The organism is Roseivivax halotolerans, from assembly GCF_900115815.1.
GTDB lineage: Bacteria > Pseudomonadota > Alphaproteobacteria > Rhodobacterales > Rhodobacteraceae > Roseivivax > Roseivivax halotolerans.
In genome coordinates this window covers 14,858-31,830 of record NZ_FOXV01000009.1, presented here as the reverse complement: position 1 = coordinate 31,830, position 16,973 = coordinate 14,858, and the positions used below count along the sequence as shown (strand labels likewise).

The 16,973-nt window shown below is 64.0% G+C and carries 11 protein-coding genes; 3 read left to right on the top strand and 8 right to left on the bottom strand.

Annotated elements, in window-relative coordinates; all coding sequences use genetic code 11:
- Window positions 1–8: 8 nt before the first annotated feature.
- Genes glgX through glgC form a run of 3 tightly spaced genes read right to left on the bottom strand, consistent with a single transcriptional unit; the run spans window position 9 to window position 4,758 of the window.
- Window positions 9–2,093, bottom strand: coding sequence for a glycogen debranching protein GlgX (glgX, locus tag BM171_RS12875; RefSeq protein WP_093013010.1), 2,085 nt, complete (start codon window positions 2,091–2,093; stop codon window positions 9–11).
- Window positions 2,090–3,496: a glycogen synthase GlgA gene (glgA, locus tag BM171_RS12870; protein WP_093013007.1), complete on the bottom strand. Its 1,407-nt coding sequence runs from the start codon at window positions 3,494–3,496 to the stop codon at window positions 2,090–2,092. The genes glgX and glgA overlap by 4 nt, the downstream gene beginning before the upstream one ends.
- The gene (gene glgC / locus BM171_RS12865) at window positions 3,493–4,758 is read right to left on the bottom strand and encodes a glucose-1-phosphate adenylyltransferase (protein ID WP_093013004.1); all 1,266 of its coding nucleotides are present in this window, start codon (window positions 4,756–4,758) and stop codon (window positions 3,493–3,495) included. Before glgC ends, glgA begins: the two co-directional genes overlap by 4 nt.
- A 206-nt stretch (window positions 4,759–4,964) precedes the next feature.
- On the opposite strand from glgC, the gene BM171_RS12860 reads away from it, so the two are divergent.
- Together BM171_RS12860 and BM171_RS19235 are read left to right on the top strand one after the other, a co-directional pair.
- Complete coding sequence (locus BM171_RS12860; RefSeq protein WP_175497550.1) at window positions 4,965–6,527, top strand: methyl-accepting chemotaxis protein; 1,563 nt, start codon at window positions 4,965–4,967, stop codon at window positions 6,525–6,527.
- Complete coding sequence (locus tag BM171_RS19235; protein ID WP_093012998.1) at window positions 6,528–7,067, top strand: methyl-accepting chemotaxis protein; 540 nt, start codon at window positions 6,528–6,530, stop codon at window positions 7,065–7,067.
- A gap of 104 nt (window positions 7,068–7,171) precedes the next feature.
- On the opposite strand, the gene glgB is transcribed toward BM171_RS19235, so the two are convergent.
- The 5 genes from glgB to BM171_RS12830 all read right to left on the bottom strand — a co-directional run bounded on the left by glgB (window position 7,172) and on the right by BM171_RS12830 (window position 15,258).
- Window positions 7,172–9,355 (bottom strand): 1,4-alpha-glucan branching protein GlgB, encoded by a 2,184-nt coding sequence (glgB, locus tag BM171_RS12850; RefSeq protein ID WP_093012995.1) that lies wholly within the window; start codon window positions 9,353–9,355, stop codon window positions 7,172–7,174.
- A gap of 49 nt (window positions 9,356–9,404) precedes the next feature.
- Window positions 9,405–11,807 carry a glycogen/starch/alpha-glucan phosphorylase gene (locus BM171_RS12845; RefSeq protein WP_093012993.1) on the bottom strand — a complete coding sequence of 801 codons (2,403 nt, stop codon included), beginning with the start codon at window positions 11,805–11,807 and terminating at the stop codon, window positions 9,405–9,407.
- A gap of 119 nt (window positions 11,808–11,926) precedes the next feature.
- Window positions 11,927–12,901, bottom strand: coding sequence for a glucokinase (locus BM171_RS12840; protein ID WP_093012990.1), 975 nt, complete (start codon window positions 12,899–12,901; stop codon window positions 11,927–11,929).
- Window positions 12,902–12,907: 6 nt separating this feature from the next.
- The gene (locus tag BM171_RS12835) at window positions 12,908–14,224 is read right to left on the bottom strand and encodes a GH1 family beta-glucosidase (RefSeq protein WP_093012987.1); all 1,317 of its coding nucleotides are present in this window, start codon (window positions 14,222–14,224) and stop codon (window positions 12,908–12,910) included.
- Window positions 14,224–15,258, bottom strand: coding sequence for a LacI family DNA-binding transcriptional regulator (locus BM171_RS12830; protein ID WP_093012984.1), 1,035 nt, complete (start codon window positions 15,256–15,258; stop codon window positions 14,224–14,226). Before BM171_RS12830 ends, BM171_RS12835 begins: the two co-directional genes overlap by 1 nt.
- Window positions 15,259–15,515: 257 nt before the next feature.
- Between BM171_RS12830 and BM171_RS12825 the strand changes: the two genes are divergently transcribed.
- Window positions 15,516–16,868: an ABC transporter substrate-binding protein gene (locus tag BM171_RS12825; RefSeq protein WP_093012981.1), complete on the top strand. Its 1,353-nt coding sequence runs from the start codon at window positions 15,516–15,518 to the stop codon at window positions 16,866–16,868.
- The last annotated feature ends 105 nt before the right edge of the window (window positions 16,869–16,973 follow it).

Genomic DNA, 16,973 nt, shown 5'->3' with positions numbered 1-16,973 from the left:
GGCGGTCGTCAGAGCGATTCGAGGACGAATACCAATACGCCAGGCCCACTCAAACGACAGGCGCCCTCCTGTGGCGCAGGATCGGCCAAAGGCGCGCGCGTGTCGATATGGCGGACCCAGCGCCAGCCCTCAGGCGGGCCCGGCAGGGTGATCTCGGTCTCTTCTCCTGCGTGAAGGCAAAGATAGAGAGCTTCCTCCCGCTGGGCGTAGGGCGGCGTGCCCGAGGCCATACGCAATTCCGCCGACAATGTCTTGCGCTCGGGCGCCTCCCAATCCTCGGGGCTCATTTCTTCGCCATCCTCGCGCCACCAGAAAAGGTCCGGCAGACCGTCGGTCAGGCGTTCGCGCGAATGCAAAAACCGCTTCTGACGCAAGATTGGGTGCGCCTTGCGAAAGGCGATCAGCTTTTTCGCGAAGGCGTGCAGGTCAGCATCCGCCGTGTCCCAGTTCAGCCAGCCGATCTCGTTGTCCTGCGCGTATGCGTTGTTGTTGCCGTCTTGCGAGTTTCCGAACTCGTCGCCCGCCAGCAGCATCGGCGTGCCTTGGCTCAGAAAGAGCGTCGCCAGCATGTTGCGGCGGCGGAGCGCGCGGGCGGCGTTGATTTCGAGATCGTCCGACGGACCCTCCGTGCCGAAATTGTCCGAGTAATTCTCCCCGTGACCATCGCGATTGTTCTCGCCATTGGCGTGGTTGTGGCGCTTCACGTAAGAGGTGACATCGGCGAGCGTGTAGCCGTCATGGGCGGTCAACAGGTTGACGCTTGCGGTTGCGGGCCGGCCCGAATGATCGAACTCGTCTGCCGAGCCGAGTATACGGCCCGCGATATCCGCCGCCATGCCCGCATCCCCGCGCCAGAACCGCCGCACGCCATCGCGGTACCGGTCGTTCCATTCGGCGAAGGGCGGGGGAAACGCGCCGAGCTGGTAGCCGCCCGGGCCGATATCCCAAGGCTCCGCGATCAGTTTGACGGTCGAGAGAACCGGGTCCTGGCGCACCGCATCGAAAAAAGCGGCATGAGGGTCGAATCCGGTCTCCGTCCGCCCGAGAGTCGCGCAGAGATCGAAGCGGAAGCCATCGACATGGAAGGTCTCGACCCAGTAGCGCAGGCTGTCCATCACCATCCGCATGACCATCGGATGCTCGATGTTCAGCGTGTTCCCGGTGCCGGTGTCGTTGATGTAGTAGCGTCGATCCTCAGCAAGCCGGTAATAGGCGGCATTGTCGAGGCCCCGGAAAGCGAGGGTCGGGCCGGTGTGATCGCCTTCGCCCGAATGGTTGTAGACGACATCGAGGAAGACCTCGATTCCCGCCGCGTGAAGTCGCGCGACCGCGTGTTGCGCCTCCGCGATCCCGGTTTCGCCAAGATAACGCGGATCGGGGGCAAAAAAGCCGATACTCTGGTAGCCCCAGTAATTGGTAAGGCCCTTGTCGACGAGGAAACGGTCGTTGATGAACGCATGGACCGGCAACAGCTCGACCGCGGTGACGCCCAAATCCGTGAGGTGACCGATCATCGCATCCGAGGCGAGGGCGAGGAAGCCGCCCTTCGGCTCGGCGCCCTCCAGGGTCTGCGTCACGCCTTTCAGGTGCGCCTCGTAGATGATCGTCTCTTCGAACGGGATCTCGGGAGATACATCCTCGCCCCAGGCGAAGCTCGGATCGGTCACGACGCATTTCGGCATGAAGGGAGCGCTGTCGCGGGTGTCGAATGAAAGATCTTCATCCGCGTGGCCGACCTCGAAACCATATACCGCGTCATCCCACTCGGGATGGCCGGTCAAGCGTTTGGCGTAAGGGTCAATAAGGAGCTTGTGGACGTTGAAGCGGTGGCCTTCTTCCGGAGCGTATGACCCGTCCGCGCGCAGGCCGTAAAGCTGGCCCGGCCGGATGCCCGGCAGGTATCCATGCCAGACATCGCCATCGCGCTCGGCCAGACGAATGCGGGCCGTCTCGGTACTTCCGTCCTCGGAGAAGAGGCAGACATAGAGCGCGGTGGCGTTCTGGGAAAAGACGGCGAAATTGGTGCCGTCGCCGTCAAAGGTCGCCCCGAGGGGCGCGGCGCGGCCCGGAGCGGGCGGGAACGTGTCGGTCATGTTTCGGGTGTCAGGTCCTGGTAGAGCGCGGCATAGGCGCGGGCCGAGACATCCCAGCCCACATCCTGCGCCATCGCGTTCTTCATCATCTTCTGCCATTGCGCGGGCTCTGACCAGAGCGCATGAAGCCGCGCGAAGGTTCCCGCCAGGGCCGAAGCCGTCACGGGCTGGAATTGCAGCCCGGTCGCGACGCCCGATTGCAGCGCCATCGGGTTCGCGTCGATCACCGTATCATTGAGCCCGCCCGTCCGCGCGACTACCGGCAGGGTGCCGTGGGACAGCCCGTAAAGCTGGGTGAGACCGCAAGGTTCGAACCGCGAGGGCACGAGGATCGCGTCCGCTCCGGCCATCATGCGGTGCGACAGCGCCTCGTCATAGCCGATCCGCACGGCGACGTTCCGGTGCTGCGCCGCTTGGCGAAACGCAGCTTCAAGCGCCGGATCGCCGGAGCCCAGAAGCGCGAGCTGCCCGCCGTGATCGATGAGCGCGGGCAGGGCATCGAGCAACACGTCCAACCCTTTCTGGTGGCTGAGCCGCGAGATCACGATGCACAAAGGCCCATCCGCCTCCGGCAGCTCAAACTCGCGCCGGAGCGCCGCGCGATGCTTGGCTTTGCCGCGCGGAGATTTGTATGGCGGGGTCCAGGCCGCGCGGTCGATCCCGTTGAGAATGCCCGAAAGATCGCTGCGCCGCGCGGTCAGAACGCCCTCCATGCCCATCCCGAACTCGGGTGTCAGCAGCTCTTCGGCATAGGTCGGGCTGACCGTGGTGATCCGGTCGGCCCAGACCAGTCCGACCTTGAGCGCGCTGATCTGCCCCCAGAACTCGTAGCCGTCCGAGGTGAACCCGGCTTCGGGCAAATCGAGGCGCATGCGGCGGTCAGCCGGGATCATGCCTTGGAAAGCGATGTTGTGGATCGTCAGGACCGTGCCAGGGTGCCGCGTTGGCTTCCGCTCGGCGAGGTAAAGCGGCGCAAGGGCCGTCTGCCAGTCGTGGACATGCAGGATATCGGGGTGCCAGCCCTCGATGCCCTCGGCGGCGAGAAGCGCCGCAACCTGCGAAAGCGCGGCGAAGCGTTCGGGATTGTCGTCAAAATCCCGGCCCGACGCGTCGAGATAAGGTCCGCCCTCGCGGTCGAAGAGGTGCGGCGCATCGAGTGCGTAGAGCACAGCCTCCCCGAGCCGGGCCTCGAGCAGATGCGCCGATCCGCCCATCACCTCGCCGAGGTCGTGGACCTTGCCGCCCGTCAACGCCGCTTTCACCGGCCTGTAGGCAGGAATGAGGGTCCGCATCTCCACGCCTTCGGGTGCGAGCGCGGCAGGCAGGGCACCGGCCACATCCGCGAGCCCCCCCGTCTTGACGAGCGGCACGCATTCCGAGGCGGTAGAGAGAACCCGGATCATGTCTCGGCCGCCCTCCGGTCGAGCATCGCCTGGGTGATGAGCGTGACGCCGCCTTCGCTGACGCGGAACCACTTGGCGTCCTCTTCGGGATCTTCGCCGACGATGAGGCCTTCGGGAATGTGCACGCCCCGATCGATCACCACCCGGCTCAGCCGGGCGTGGCGAGCGATATAGGCATAGGGCAGCACGACCGCGCGATCGAGACTCGAGAAGGAGTTCGTGTGCACCTGCGTGAAAAGGAGCGACTCCCGGATCTCCGTACCGGAAATGATGCACCCGCCCGAGACGAGGCTCGAGACCGCGCTGCCGCGGCGCTTTTCCTCGTCATGGATGAACTTCGCGGGCGGCACGCTTTCCGAATAGGTCCAGATCGGCCAGTCGGTATCCCATAGATCGAGGTCGGGCGAGAAGTTGGTCAGGTCAAGGTTCGCTTTCCAGAACGCATCCACCGTGCCGACATCGCGCCAATAGGCGGGCTTGTCGGGGCCGGCGCGCACGCAGCTCTTCTCGAAGCGGTGCGCCTGCGCCTTGCCGTTCTTGACGATGTCCGGGATCAGATCGTTGCCGAAATCGTGGCTCGAATTGCTGTCTTCGGCATCGCGGGTCAAAAGATCGCGCAGGAAATCCCAGCGGAACACATAGATGCCCATCGAGGCCAGCGTGACATTGGGGTTGTCGGGCGTGCCCGGCGGATCCTTGGGCTTTTCGAGGAAGGAGGTGATGACGTCGTTCTCGTCGATCGCCATGACGCCGAAGGCTGACGCCTCCTCTCTCGGGACGGTCAAGCAGCCGATGGTGACATCCGCGCCCGCCTCGACGTGGTGACGGACCATCTTTTCGTAGTCCATCTTGTAGATGTGGTCGCCGGCGAGGATCACGACGTAGTCCACGTCGTAACTGTCCACGATGTCGATATTCTGCGTGACCGCGTCGGCCGTGCCGCGATACCACATCGCCTCGTCCATGCGCTGCGAGGCGGGCAGGATATCGAGGAACTCGTTGCGCTCGGCCCGAAAGAACGACCATCCGCGCTGACAATGCCGGATCAGCGAATGCGCTTTGTATTGCGTGGCGATGGCCATCTTGCGGATGCCCGAATTCAGCGCGTTCGACAGCGCGAAATCCACGATCCGCGTCTTGCCTCCGAAGTAGACAGCAGGCTTCACGCGGCGATCCGTCAGCTCTTTCAGGCGTGAGCCGCGCCCGCCTGCCAGCACGAAAGCCATGGTCCGGTTCATCAGCCGACTATCGGAATTCGTCATGTCGTCCTCCCCTTGGGTCTTCGCGACCCTTGATCCTCAGTCTGGCAGGCACAGCACCCGCCGACTAGGGGGTGCCGTCCGGTTTGGCGTTGAACGGCACATGCGGCACCGATGCGTTCCGGAAACGTCGGCGCTAGACGAAAAATTAAGTCATGGCATGCGAAGGGAATGTCGGAAGCCTTCAGGGGCAACGACGGAGACCGGACATGAGTAAATTCTGGCGCACCGCACAGCACGCGCCCGATGGGCGCGCCGCAGAGTTCGAGGCGATCGACCGGACACATCTGATGATGCGGCTGGACGGCGAAGGCACAATCGTCTCGGCGAATGCTGCGGCCCACGCGGCGCTCGGCTATGACGATGGGTCGCTGCCGGGCCGGCCTTTCGGAAACCTGTTGCGGGCGGCAGACCGTCAGGCTCCTTGGCTTGACGAGATCATGAGCCCCATCCGTCGGGGGCAGGACGCGCATCGCGTGACGCCGCTCGTCACCTCCGGCGGAGAGGAGCGGTGGCTCTCCATCAGCTATTGCCGCGTAAGCGCCTTCGATGACGGCACGCTCCACAGCCTTCTCGTCGGTCGCGACGTGACCGAAACCCATCTGCGATCACGTGACAACGGCGGCCATGCGGATGCCGCAAAGCGCAGCATGGCGGTGGTCGAGTTCGGCCTCGATGGCACGGTGCTGGACGCGAACGAGAATTTCTGCCGCTCGACAGGATATGCCCGCGCCGAGATCGTCGGGCGCCATCACAGGATCTTCATGCCGGCCGCCGAAGCCGATACAGATGCCTATCGCAGCTTCTGGAAGGCGCTCGCCGAGGGCGGCTCTTTCAGCGGGGAAGTCTGCCGGATCACGAAGACCGGAGAGCCGCTTTGGCTCGAAGCGACTTACGAGACGATGAGCGATGGCGACGGACGGCCGTTCAAGGTTGTGAAATACGCCTTCGATATCACAAGCGCCAAGAACGCGGCGACCGATGCCCGCAGCCAGATCGACGCCATCCAGAAAGTGCAGGCGGTCATCGAGTTCGCGCCGGATGGCACCATTCAGCGTGCGAACGAGCTGTTCTGCCGTGCCGTGGGCTATTCCGAGCGCGACGTCGTCGGCCGGCATCACAGCATGTTCTTGCCCGCCGAGGAGGCCCGGAGCGCGACCTATGCGCGTTTCTGGCGTGATCTCGCCGCCGGGAAAGAGAAGAGCGGCGATTTCACACGGGTCGGCAAAGGCGGCCGCAAAATGCATATCCGTGCGAGCTACAACCCCATCTTCGATGCGTCGGGCCGCGTTACGAAGGTGGTGAAATTCGCCATCGACACCACGATCTTCCAGCGAACGGCCGAAACGATGCGCGCCGGGCTGGCCGGGTTGGCCAGCGGACGGCTCAGCGTCGAGTTGACTGAAAATCTCGGCGATCTCGACGAGATCCGCGTCAACTTCAATGCCGCCGTTGAGAAGATCCGTGACGTGATCCAGCAGGTCGCGCTGCAATCGTCGGACGTCACGTCCGAGGCGGGCGCGATCACCGCCGCAACGCATCAGCTCGCCCAGCGCAGTCAGCACCAGGCGGCGACGCTCGAGGAAAGCGCGGCCGCCCTGCAGGAGCTGACGACGTCGGTCCAGAATACCGCCGATTCGGCGGTGCAGGCCCGCGAACAGGCCACCGCCTCGATCGAGGAAACGGGCCGGTCCCGCGATATCGTTGAACGTGCGATGAACGCCATGGGCGAGATTTCCGGCTCGTCCATCAAGATTTCCTCGATCACCTAGGTGATCGACGACATCGCCTTCCAGACAAACCTGCTGGCGCTCAATGCCGGGGTCGAAGCTGCGCGCGCTGGCGATGCCGGGCGCGGTTTCGCGGTGGTTGCCTCCGAAGTGCGTGCACTGGCCCAGCGATCCTCGGACGCGGCGCGAGAAATTGCGGATCTCATCACGAGATCGACCGATCAGGTGAAGTCCGGCGTCAGCCTGGTGGGCGAAACAGACAGCGCGCTCAAGAAGATCGATGCGCGCGTGAAGGAGATCTACGAGAGCATCGAAAGGATCACGTCCACGGCGCAGGATCAGTCAGGCCAGATCCGTGACATGAACGCCGCGATAGGCACGCTCGACCGCGCAACGCAGCAGAACGCCGCGATGGCCGAGGAGACATCTGCCGGGATCGAGACCCTTGCCCGACTTGTCACGGATGTTCACCGGGAACTTGCGTATTTCGACGTCGTCGATGTCACAACTCCGAACCTGCCGCGGCGGTCGTTGCCAGGCAGGAGCGACGCTGCATTCCCGGGAATGGCCGCGCAGAGATAGAGCGAAGGGTTGTGTGCATGTCGGAGGTCGGGCGCTTGGTCGCCCGCCGCCCGACGACATGCCGGGTCCGGCAGATGCTGCCTCTTTGCCTTCGCGTGCGCGGATCAGTCCTGTACGAGGTAGACCGCCGACAAGGGCGGTATCACCACTTCGGCCGATGCCGCCTGCCCGTGGCTCGACCGAGCCTCTGCTTCGACCGATCCCATGTTTCCCCTGTCGCCGCCCCCGTAGAGCGACGCATCGGTATTGAGTGCCTCGCGCCACGTGCCGGCGAAGGGCAGGCCGATCCGGTAGGCGCGCTGCTCCTGCGGCGTGAAATTCACGAGCACCACGACCTCCTTGTCTCCTGCCTCGCCGCGCCGGAGCCAGGCCAGGACGGAACTGTCCGCATCATCCGCCTCGATCCACTGGAACCCGTCCGGGTCGCAGTCGCGCCGATAGAGCGCTGGTGTCTCCGCGTAGAGGCGGTTCAGATCCGCGACAAGTCGCTGAATTCCCTTGTGATCGGGCCGCTCGAGCGCGGACCAGTCCAGCTCCGTGTCGTGGTTCCACTCGGAGGCCTGCGCGAATTCCTGCCCCATGAACAGAAGCTTCTTGCCCGGGTGCCCCCACATGTAACCGTAGAACGCGCGCAAATTGGCGAATTTCTCGGCCCGCGAGCCGGGCATGCGGTCGAGCATCGAGCCCTTGCCGTGCACCACTTCGTCATGGCTGATCGGCAGGATGAAATTCTCGGAGAAGGCATAGGTCAGCCCGAAGGTAAGCTGCCCGTGATGATGCTTCCGGTAGAGCGGATCCTTTTTCATGTATTCGAGGCTGTCGTTCATCCAGCCCATGTTCCACTTGTAGCCGAAACCGAGGCCGCCATCATGGACCGGCCGCGACACCTTGGGATAAGAGGTCGATTCCTCGGCCACCGTCATGATCCCTTCGCATTCGCCGTAGGTCAGCTCGTTCATGGCGCGCAGGACGTCGATCGCCTCGTAATTCTCGCGGCCGCCATCCTTGTTCGGGACCCATTCGCCGTCTTTGCGCGAATAGTCGCGGTAGAGCATCGAGGCGACGGCATCCACGCGCAGCCCGTCGGCATGATATTCCTTGAGCCAGTAAAGGGCGTTCGAGGTCAGGAAATTCTTCACCTCGCGCCGCCCGTAATTGTAGATGTATGTGTTCCAATCCTGGTGGAAGCCCTCGCGCGGATCGGCGTGCTCATAAAGCGCGGTGCCGTCGAACCGGCCGAGCCCATGCGGGTCGGTCGGGAAGTGACCGGGCACCCAATCGATGATGATGCCGACACCCGCTTTATGCGCGGCATTCACGAGGTCGCGGAATTCATGCGGCGGTCCGTGGCGCACGGTCGGCGCGAAGAGGCCGACAGGCTGATAGCCCCAGGAGCCGTCGAACGGATATTCCGAGATCGGCATCAGCTCGATATGGGTGAAGCCCATCTCGGTGACGTAATCGACCAGCTCCGTCGCGGCCTCGACGTAGGATATGCGCCGGTTGTCCGCCTTGCGCTTCCAAGAGCCGAGATGCACCTCGTAGACCGAGATCGGCGCGGTGCGCGCATTGCGCTCGGCGCGGATCCGCATCCATTCGTCATCCGACCAGCCGTATCCGGTGATGTCGCGCACGACGCTGGCATTCTTCGGCGGATGTTCCGATCCGAAACCCACCGGGTCGGCCTTCAGCGGCTGAACCTGACCATCATGGCCCAGGATTTCGTATTTGTATGATGTGCCTTCGCCGATGCCGGGAACGAAGGTCTCCCAGACGCCGGTGCCGCCACGATAGCGCATAAGGCTGCGCCGGCCGTCCCAGTCGTTGAACGGCCCGACGACCGAGACGCGTTGTGCATTCGGTGCCCAGACGGCGAAATGCGTGCCATAGACACCGTCATGGGTCAGCGTATGTGCCCCGAGCGCGTTCCAGAGCGCGTGATGGGTGCCTTCACCCAGCAGGTATTCGTCGATCTCTCCCAGAACCGGACCGAAGCGGTAGGGATCTTCCATGTCCCAGCTTCGGTTCCTGGCATCCCAGCCACGCAGACCATAAGGCGCATCGCCCGGCACCGGACCCGAGAAGAGGCCGGGCATATCCGGAAGCGGTTCCAGCGGATGTTCGGACTTGCCGACCACCGCGGCAAGTCGCGCAGCGCCGGGATCGAACGCGGTCACATGGCGGGTGCCATTCCGCTCATGCGGACCCATCACGGAGTAAGGATCTGAGCTCGTCCCGTTCAGGATGCGGGCGAGGGCGTCGCGGGGCAGGTCGGTTTCACTAGCCATACCTGCCAGTTTAGCCTCTTGCCCCGCGGCTTCAACGCGCGCGGGCCGATCAATCGGAGAGATACGACCGCGCTGCCCAGATATCTTGCATATACCCGCGGATCGTCCGGTCGGACGAGAACCAGCCTGAACGCGCTGTGTTGAGGGCGGCTTTGCGGATCCAGGTCGCCGGATCGCGGAAGGCGGCGTCTGCCTCGCGGCTTGCGCGCCAGTATTCGGTGAAGTCCGACGCAACGAGGAAGTAATCGGCACCCGCGATGTTGTCTGCCACATGCGTGTAGCGGTCCACCTCGTCGGGAGAGAAGGTGCCCCCACGCACGGCCTGCAGGGCTCGGGCGAGCCGCGGGTCTGCCTCGATCGCCTTTGCCGCATGGGACTCGACCTTCCGGCGCTCCGTGACGTCCGAGGCGGTCATGCCGAAAAGAAAGAAGTTCTCAGCCCCCACATGCTCGCGGATTTCAACGTTCGCGCCGTCAAGCGTGCCGATGGTCATCGCCCCGTTCAGCGCGAACTTCATGTTGCCCGTGCCCGAGGCTTCCTTGCCCGCGGTGGAAATCTGTTCGGAGAGGTCGGCCGCCGGAATGAGCCGCTCGGCCAGCGTGACGTTGTAATTGGGCAGGAAGAGGACTTGCAGTTTGTCGCCGGTCTCGGGATCCGCGTTAAGAACGGCGGCCACATCATTGATAAGGCGGATAATATCCTTCGCAAATGCATAGCCTGGCGCGGCCTTGCCGGCGAAGAGGACGACACGCGGGGTCCAGTCGGCGTTCGGGGCGTCCTTCATCTCCTGCCACAGAGCGATGGTCTCGAGAATGTTGAGATGCTGGCGCTTGTACTCGTGCATCCGCTTGATCTGCACGTCGAACATCGCGTCGGGGTTGACGCTGACGCCTTGTTCGGCAGCCATCCAGTTCGACAGGTCCACCTTGTTCGCGCGCTTCGCCGCGTCGAAGCGCTCGCGCCAAGCGGCATCCTCGATGGCGGGCTCCAGCTCGCGCAGGCGTTCGAGATCAGCCACCCAGCCATCGCCGATCGTCTCGGTGATGAGCCCCGAAAGACGCGGGTTGCAGGCCAGAAGCCAACGGCGCGGAGTGACACCGTTCGTCTGGTTGACGATGCGCTCTGGATGCAGGCGGTGCAGTTCCGAGAAGACGGTTTCCTTCATCAGCTCGGTATGCAGCGCCGAGACGCCGTTCACCTTGTGCGCCATTACGAAGGAGAGCTGTCCCATCTTCACCTGGTGATCGGCCCGCATGGATTGCGTGCGCGACGGGTTCGCCTCGTAGTGCGCGTTGTCGATGAGATCCGCGATCTGCAGATGCCGCGGCAAGAGGCCGCCGAAGAGGTCTTCGCCCCAGCTTTCGAGCGCTTCGGGCAGGAGCGTGTGGTTCGTATAAGACAGGCAGCCGCGCGCGATCTCCATCGCCTCTTCGAAGGGCAAGCTGCGCTCGTCGTGCAGGATTCGCACGAGCTCTGGCCCGGCGACGGCCGGGTGGGTGTCGTTAAGCTGGATCGCAACCTTTTCCGGCAGCTTCCTGATGTCCGAATGTTCCTTGTCGAACCGCGCGAGGATGTCGCGCAAGGCGGCGGCGACAAGGAAGAATTCCTGCTTGAGGCGCAGCTCGCGACCTTGCTCGGTCGTATCGTCGGGGTAGAGAACCCGGCTGATCGTGCGGGCAAGCGCTTCGGGCTGCGCGGCAGCGGCAAAATCGCCGCGGTTGAAGGCCGGAAGGTCGAACGGGTCGGACGCCTTGGCCGACCAGAGCCGCAGCGTGTTGGCCCATTTGCCCTGCCAGCCAACGATCGGCGTGTCATACGCCTCGGCATCGACGTGTTCGGCAGGATGCCAGAGGACCTTGCCACCCGTTTCCTCGATTTCGCCACCGAAGCCGATACGGAAAAGCGCTTCGGGACGCTCGAATTCCCAAGCATGGCGTTGCAAGAGCCAGGTCTCCGGCGCTTCGATCTGGCGCCCGCCCTGGAAGCTTTGCCGGAAGAGGCCATGTTCGTAGCGGATGCCGTAGCCATAGGCCGGGCAGCCGAGTGTCGAGAGGCTTTCGAGGAAACAGGCCGCGAGCCGCCCGAGACCCCCATTGCCGAGCGCGGCGTCGGGCTCGTCCGCAAGAACGGTGTCGTAATCCTGCCCGAGCGCGGCGAGCGCCTCACGGGCCTGGTCCACCAGACCGAGATTGACGATGCCGTCTTCGAGCAGCCGCCCGATCAGAAATTCCATCGAAAGGTAATAGACCCGTTTCGCGCCTTCCCGGCGGGCAGTCCCGGCGGCACGGAACCAGCTATCCGCGATGTGGTCGCGGATCGCGTAGGACAGCGCCATGCGCCAATCCTCGAGCCCCGCGAAATCGGGCTCGCGTCCGAAGGAATAGCACAGATGCCGCACGATCGCGTCGCGCAAGGTGTTGGTGCTCACCTGGGGCGGGGTCGCAATGTTCATCGCTCAGAGCCTTTTTGTTACCGCTCACACGGTCGGAAGAAGCGCCTTCGGGTAGGATTGGCAAGTCCCCCGACGCGAAATTTCACACCGCGTCGACAGATTGCAAAAAATCGCGCCGCTCAATGACCGAGCTTGGAGATCTCCGCAAGATGGCAGGCGCAGCCCGTCAGCGCGGCGTAGTCGTCTGTCACGATATGCACCGGGAATTGCCGCATGAACTCCGAGAAGCGCCCCTTGTCGCAGAATGCTCCGGCGAAGTCGGGCCCGGCGAGATGTCGCGCGAAGTGCTGGGTCACGCCGCCGCAGAGATACACGCCGCCGAAGGGCAGGGTGATGAGAGACAGATCGCCCACATAGGCACCGAGCAGCCGGCAGAAGAGGCTCACGGCGCGATCGGCTCGTGCTTCCCCCGCCTCGAGCGCCGCCATGATCTCGTTTGCCGAAAGAGGCTCGCCCGCGCCATCCTCCTCGCAGAGAAAGGCGTAGATCCGTTCGAAGCCGCGGCCTGACAGCACGTCCTCGAAGCCCGGCATCTCATGCTTGCGGGCGACCCAGTCGCGCAGGCGCAGCTCTTCGTCATTCGTGCCGCGCAGCGTGACGTGGCCGGTCTCGGACGGCGGGACCAGCGTCTGCGAGCCGAGCCGGTAGACCGGCGCCGCATTGAGGCCGGTGCCGACGCCGACGACGAGTTTGGCGGCAAGGCGGCTCGCTGCCTGACCGGGCATGATCGGTGTGAGCTTGTCGGGGCCGAGCGCGTCGAGCGCATGCCCCTGCGCCTGAAGATCGTTCAGGACCGCGACGGTGGCCGCGCCTGTCGCCGCGCCCACGGACGCCTTGTCGATTGCCCAGTCGAGATTCGTGAGCTTGCCGATCCCGTCCCGCACCGGCCCCGCCATCGCGACGCAGGCCGCGGCGGGACGGGCCTCCGCCTCCCCGAGATAATGCGTCAGGACTTCGGTCAGATCAGCCACCTCGGCATTGCGATAGCGGCGGATAGAGCCGTCCCGCACCCGACCGCCTTCGGCCAGCGCGACGCGCGTATTGGTGCCGCCGATATCCGCGACGACGGCCAGTTCGGATGCGGATACGGACATGGGACCTCAGCTCAAAGCGCGTTTCAGCGCGTGGTAAGAGGCTTTCGGCGTGCGTTCAAGACTGTCGAAATCGACGTGGACAAGACCGAAGCGCTTCTCGTAGCCGAGCGCCCATTCGTAATTGTCCATGAGCGACCAGACGAAGTAGCCGTTGAGCGGAACGCCGTCCTCCATCGCCCGGCGCGCGGCGGCGAAATGCTGGTTGAGGTAATCGATACGCGGCTGGTCATCGACCTTACCGCCCTCGATCACGTCGGGAGAGGCGAGACCGTTCTCGGTCACATAAAGCGGCATGTCGCCGGCATATTCGTGCAGCCGTTTCAGCGAGTAATAGAGACCGTCTGGATAGATCTCCCATCCCATCAGGGTCTTGGGCAGGGGCCCCTCGACCTCGGTCTGGTGCGGCCACGGGCCATCCGTCGGCGCGCAGAGCTTGCGGGTGTAGTAATTGAGGCCGCACCAATCGAGCTTCTGCGTGATCAGGGGGAAATCATCCTGATACCCTTCCGGCAGGTGCGGCGCGAAGCCTTCGAGAACCGTCTCTGGATAGCGGCCGCGGAAGACGCCCTCAACGAAGAAGCGGTTGAGATAGCCGTCGAAAGTTTCGGCCGCGCGCTGCGCTTCGGGGCTATCGTCGGCGGGCTCGGCCCATTCGAAATTGAAAACCGCCCCGAGATTGTCCTGGCCGAGGCTCCGCATCACCTCGATGGATCGGCCATGCGCCAACAGGACATGGTGCATCGCGCGGGCTGTGGCGCGAATGTCGCGCAAGCCCGGAGCGTGAAGGCCGAGGAAATGGCCCATCCACCCGACGCACCAAGGCTCGTTGATCGGCGCGACAGACCAGAGCCGGTCGCCGAGGCGGCGCGTGACGATCTCGGTGAACTCCGCGAACCAGGACGCCACATCGCGATTGGTCCATCCGCCCATGTCGGCCAGCGCCGAGGGCATCTCCCAGTGATAGAGCGTCGCTGCGGGTTTCAGATCCCGCTCCAGCATGGCGTCGACCAGCCGATCGTAGAAATCGAGACCCTCTTCGTTCGGCTGGCCGATGCCGTCGGGCATGACCCGCGCCCAGGAGGTCGAGAAGCGATAGACGTCGAAGCCAGCATCCGCCACCAGGTCGAGGTCGGCCTCGAAGCGGTGGTAATGATCGCAGGCAATGCCCCCATGCTCGGCCCTCACGACGTTGCCGGGCGTGGCCGCGAAGGTATCCCAATGGGTCGGACCCGCGCCGCCGTAATCGTGCCCTTCGATCTGATAGCTCGATGTCGATGCCCCGAAGAGAAAGCCTTCGGGGTAATCCTTGCGGGTGAAATCCATCAGATGTCCTTTCTCGGGGCCGGTCCCGTCGACCGACCGATGATGAGGTCTGCCTCGAGCAGCTCCTGCGGTGGCGGAGCGTCCGGGTTGGCGATGCTGGCGAGCAGCAATTCGGCGCAGCGCCGTCCGGCCTCCCTGACCGAGGAACGCGTCGCGGTAAAGAGCGGCTCGTCGCTGCCGTTCGGCAGGTAGCTCAGCGCATCGTCATGGGTAATGATCGACAGATCCCGCCCGATGGCGAGACCGCGCCTGAAGCCAGCCCGCTCGACGCCGAGCGCGATGACGATTGAGGAGGTCAGGAACGCGGTGGGCGCTTCCGGTCGGTCCAGCATCTCGCCGGCAGCTTGCAAGCCGAGGCTCTCGGTCATCTCGCCGCTGACGATGAGCGACGGATCGATGCGGATGCCGGCCTCGCGCAATGCATCTTCGTATCCGGCGCGGCGACGCGCGGCGAAATCCATGCTCTCGTCACCATTGAGAAGCGCGATGCGGCGATGACCCAGCTCGATCAGGTGCCGCGTCGCGCGCGCGAAGGCGCGACGGTTGTTCATGTCGAGATAGGGATAGGTCTCCTCGATCCCCGAGGACCGGCCATGCACGAGAAAGGGCAGGCCGATCTCGCGCAGAAGCTCGATGCGGGAATCGCTGACGAGAGGGCCGTGCAGGATGATCCCGTCGACATTCCCCTTTGCCCCGAGATTGCGGTAATGCTCCGCCTGCACGTCGTCCGGCACGAGGCTCAGCACGAGGTCGTAGCCTGTTGCGACATAAGCTTCGGACGCGCCGGTGATGAAATCGCCGAAGACGGGATTGAGGATCTCGTGCTTGCGAGAGAGGGGAATCACGTGGCCGATGGACATCGCGCGTCCCGTCGCGAGCCCCTTGGCGCGCGTATTGGGCGTGTAGTTGTACCGGCGCGCCGCTTCCATGACGCGCCGCCGCGTGGCTTCGCGCACCTCGGGATACCCGTTCAGCGCCCGGCTTACCGTGGTCTGAGACAGGTTCAGAATGTCGGACAACTGCTTGAGGTTCATGTCAGGCGGGTCTCAAAGCGCTTTGAATATCCTGGGTAGAATAGCCAGCACGATGAGGGATTGAAAAGACCGTGCAAACGCAGAATTAACGCTGCACCGCAGCGCAAACCAATGGAAATATAACGGTTTCTTTCAGAACGCAGCATTGACAGGTCGGGAACGCTGCGCGAGTTTGATCGAGCCAAAGCGCTTTGAAAACTTTTTTCTTGCGCGACAGACCATGAGCCTGCTCACTCACCCTAGGGAGGAACCAAGACATGAGAACTTCGCTTTACGCCAGCGCCGCGGTGTTAGCGCTCGCTGCCGCCAGCGCGCAGGCCCAGGATTTGCCATTCGCCATCGGCGAGGGCGATTTCGCCTGGGACAGCTACAACGATTTCGCGGACCAGTATGACCTGTCGGGCGAGACCGTGGAGATTACCGGCCCCTGGACCGGCAACGAGAAAGAGAAGGTCGACGCGGTCTTTGCCTATTTCGCCGAAGCCACGGGTGCGTCCGTGAACTATTCGGGCTCGGACAGCTTCGAGCAGGACATCGTGATCTCGACGCGCGCTGGCACGACGCCGAACCTTGCGGTCTTCCCGCAGCCCGGCCTTGCCGCCGACATGGCGAGCCAGGGTCTTCTGACGCCGCTCGCCGATGGCACCAGCGAGTGGGTCGCCGAGAATTTTGCCGCAGGGGAAAGCTGGGTTGACCTTGGCACCTATGCCGGGCCGGACGGCGAGGAGGACCTTTACGGGCTGTTCTACCGCGTCGATGTAAAATCGCTGGTCTGGTACAACCCGATCGCCTTCGACGAGGCGGGGTACGACATTCCCGAAACGATGGAAGAGCTGAAAGAGCTCACCGAGGAAATCGTCGACGACGGCGGCACGCCGTGGTGCATCGGTCTCGGCTCCGGCGCTGCGACGGGCTGGCCGGCGACCGATTGGGTCGAGGACCTCATGCTCCGCACGCAAGACCCCTCGGTCTACGATCAGTGGGTCACGAACGAGATCCCGTTCGACGATCCGGCCGTGGTCGGTGCGATCGAGGAATTCGGCTGGTTCGCGCGCAACGACGATTACGTCGAGGGCGGTACCGAGGCGGTCGCGACGACCGACTTCCGCGACAGCCCCGCCGGTCTCTTCTCGATCCCGCCGGAATGCTACATGCATCGTCAGGCCTCCTTCATCCCGGCCTTCTTCCCGGATGACGCGGAGCAGGGCGAGAACGTCGATTTCTTCTACTTCCCGGCTATCGAAGAGAACGATCTCGGCACGCCGGTGCTTGGTGCAGGCACGCTCTTCGCGATCACCAACGATTCCGAAGGCGCGCAGGCGATGATCGAATTCCTCAAGCTGCCCGTGGCGCACGAGCTGTGGATGGCGCAGGGCGGGTTCCTGACCGCGCATGGCGGAGTGAACCTCGATCTTTATTCCGATGACAGCCTGCGGGCCCAAGGCGAGATCTTGCGCGATGCAACCACGTTCCGCTTCGACGCGTCCGACCTGATGCCGTCGGAGATCGGTGCGGGTGCGTTCTGGACGGGCATGGTCGATTACGTGACCGGCGCGGATGCCGAAGCGGTCGCGGCCGACATCCAGTCGCGCTGGGACAGCATCCAGTAAGCTCTGAGACGACAAGGCGCGGCGCCCCGGCCGTTCGGGGCGCCGCGCCATCTTCGCGCCAAACCCGGTCCACCGGCACGGCGAACGTAGCCTTGGGAGGAGAAG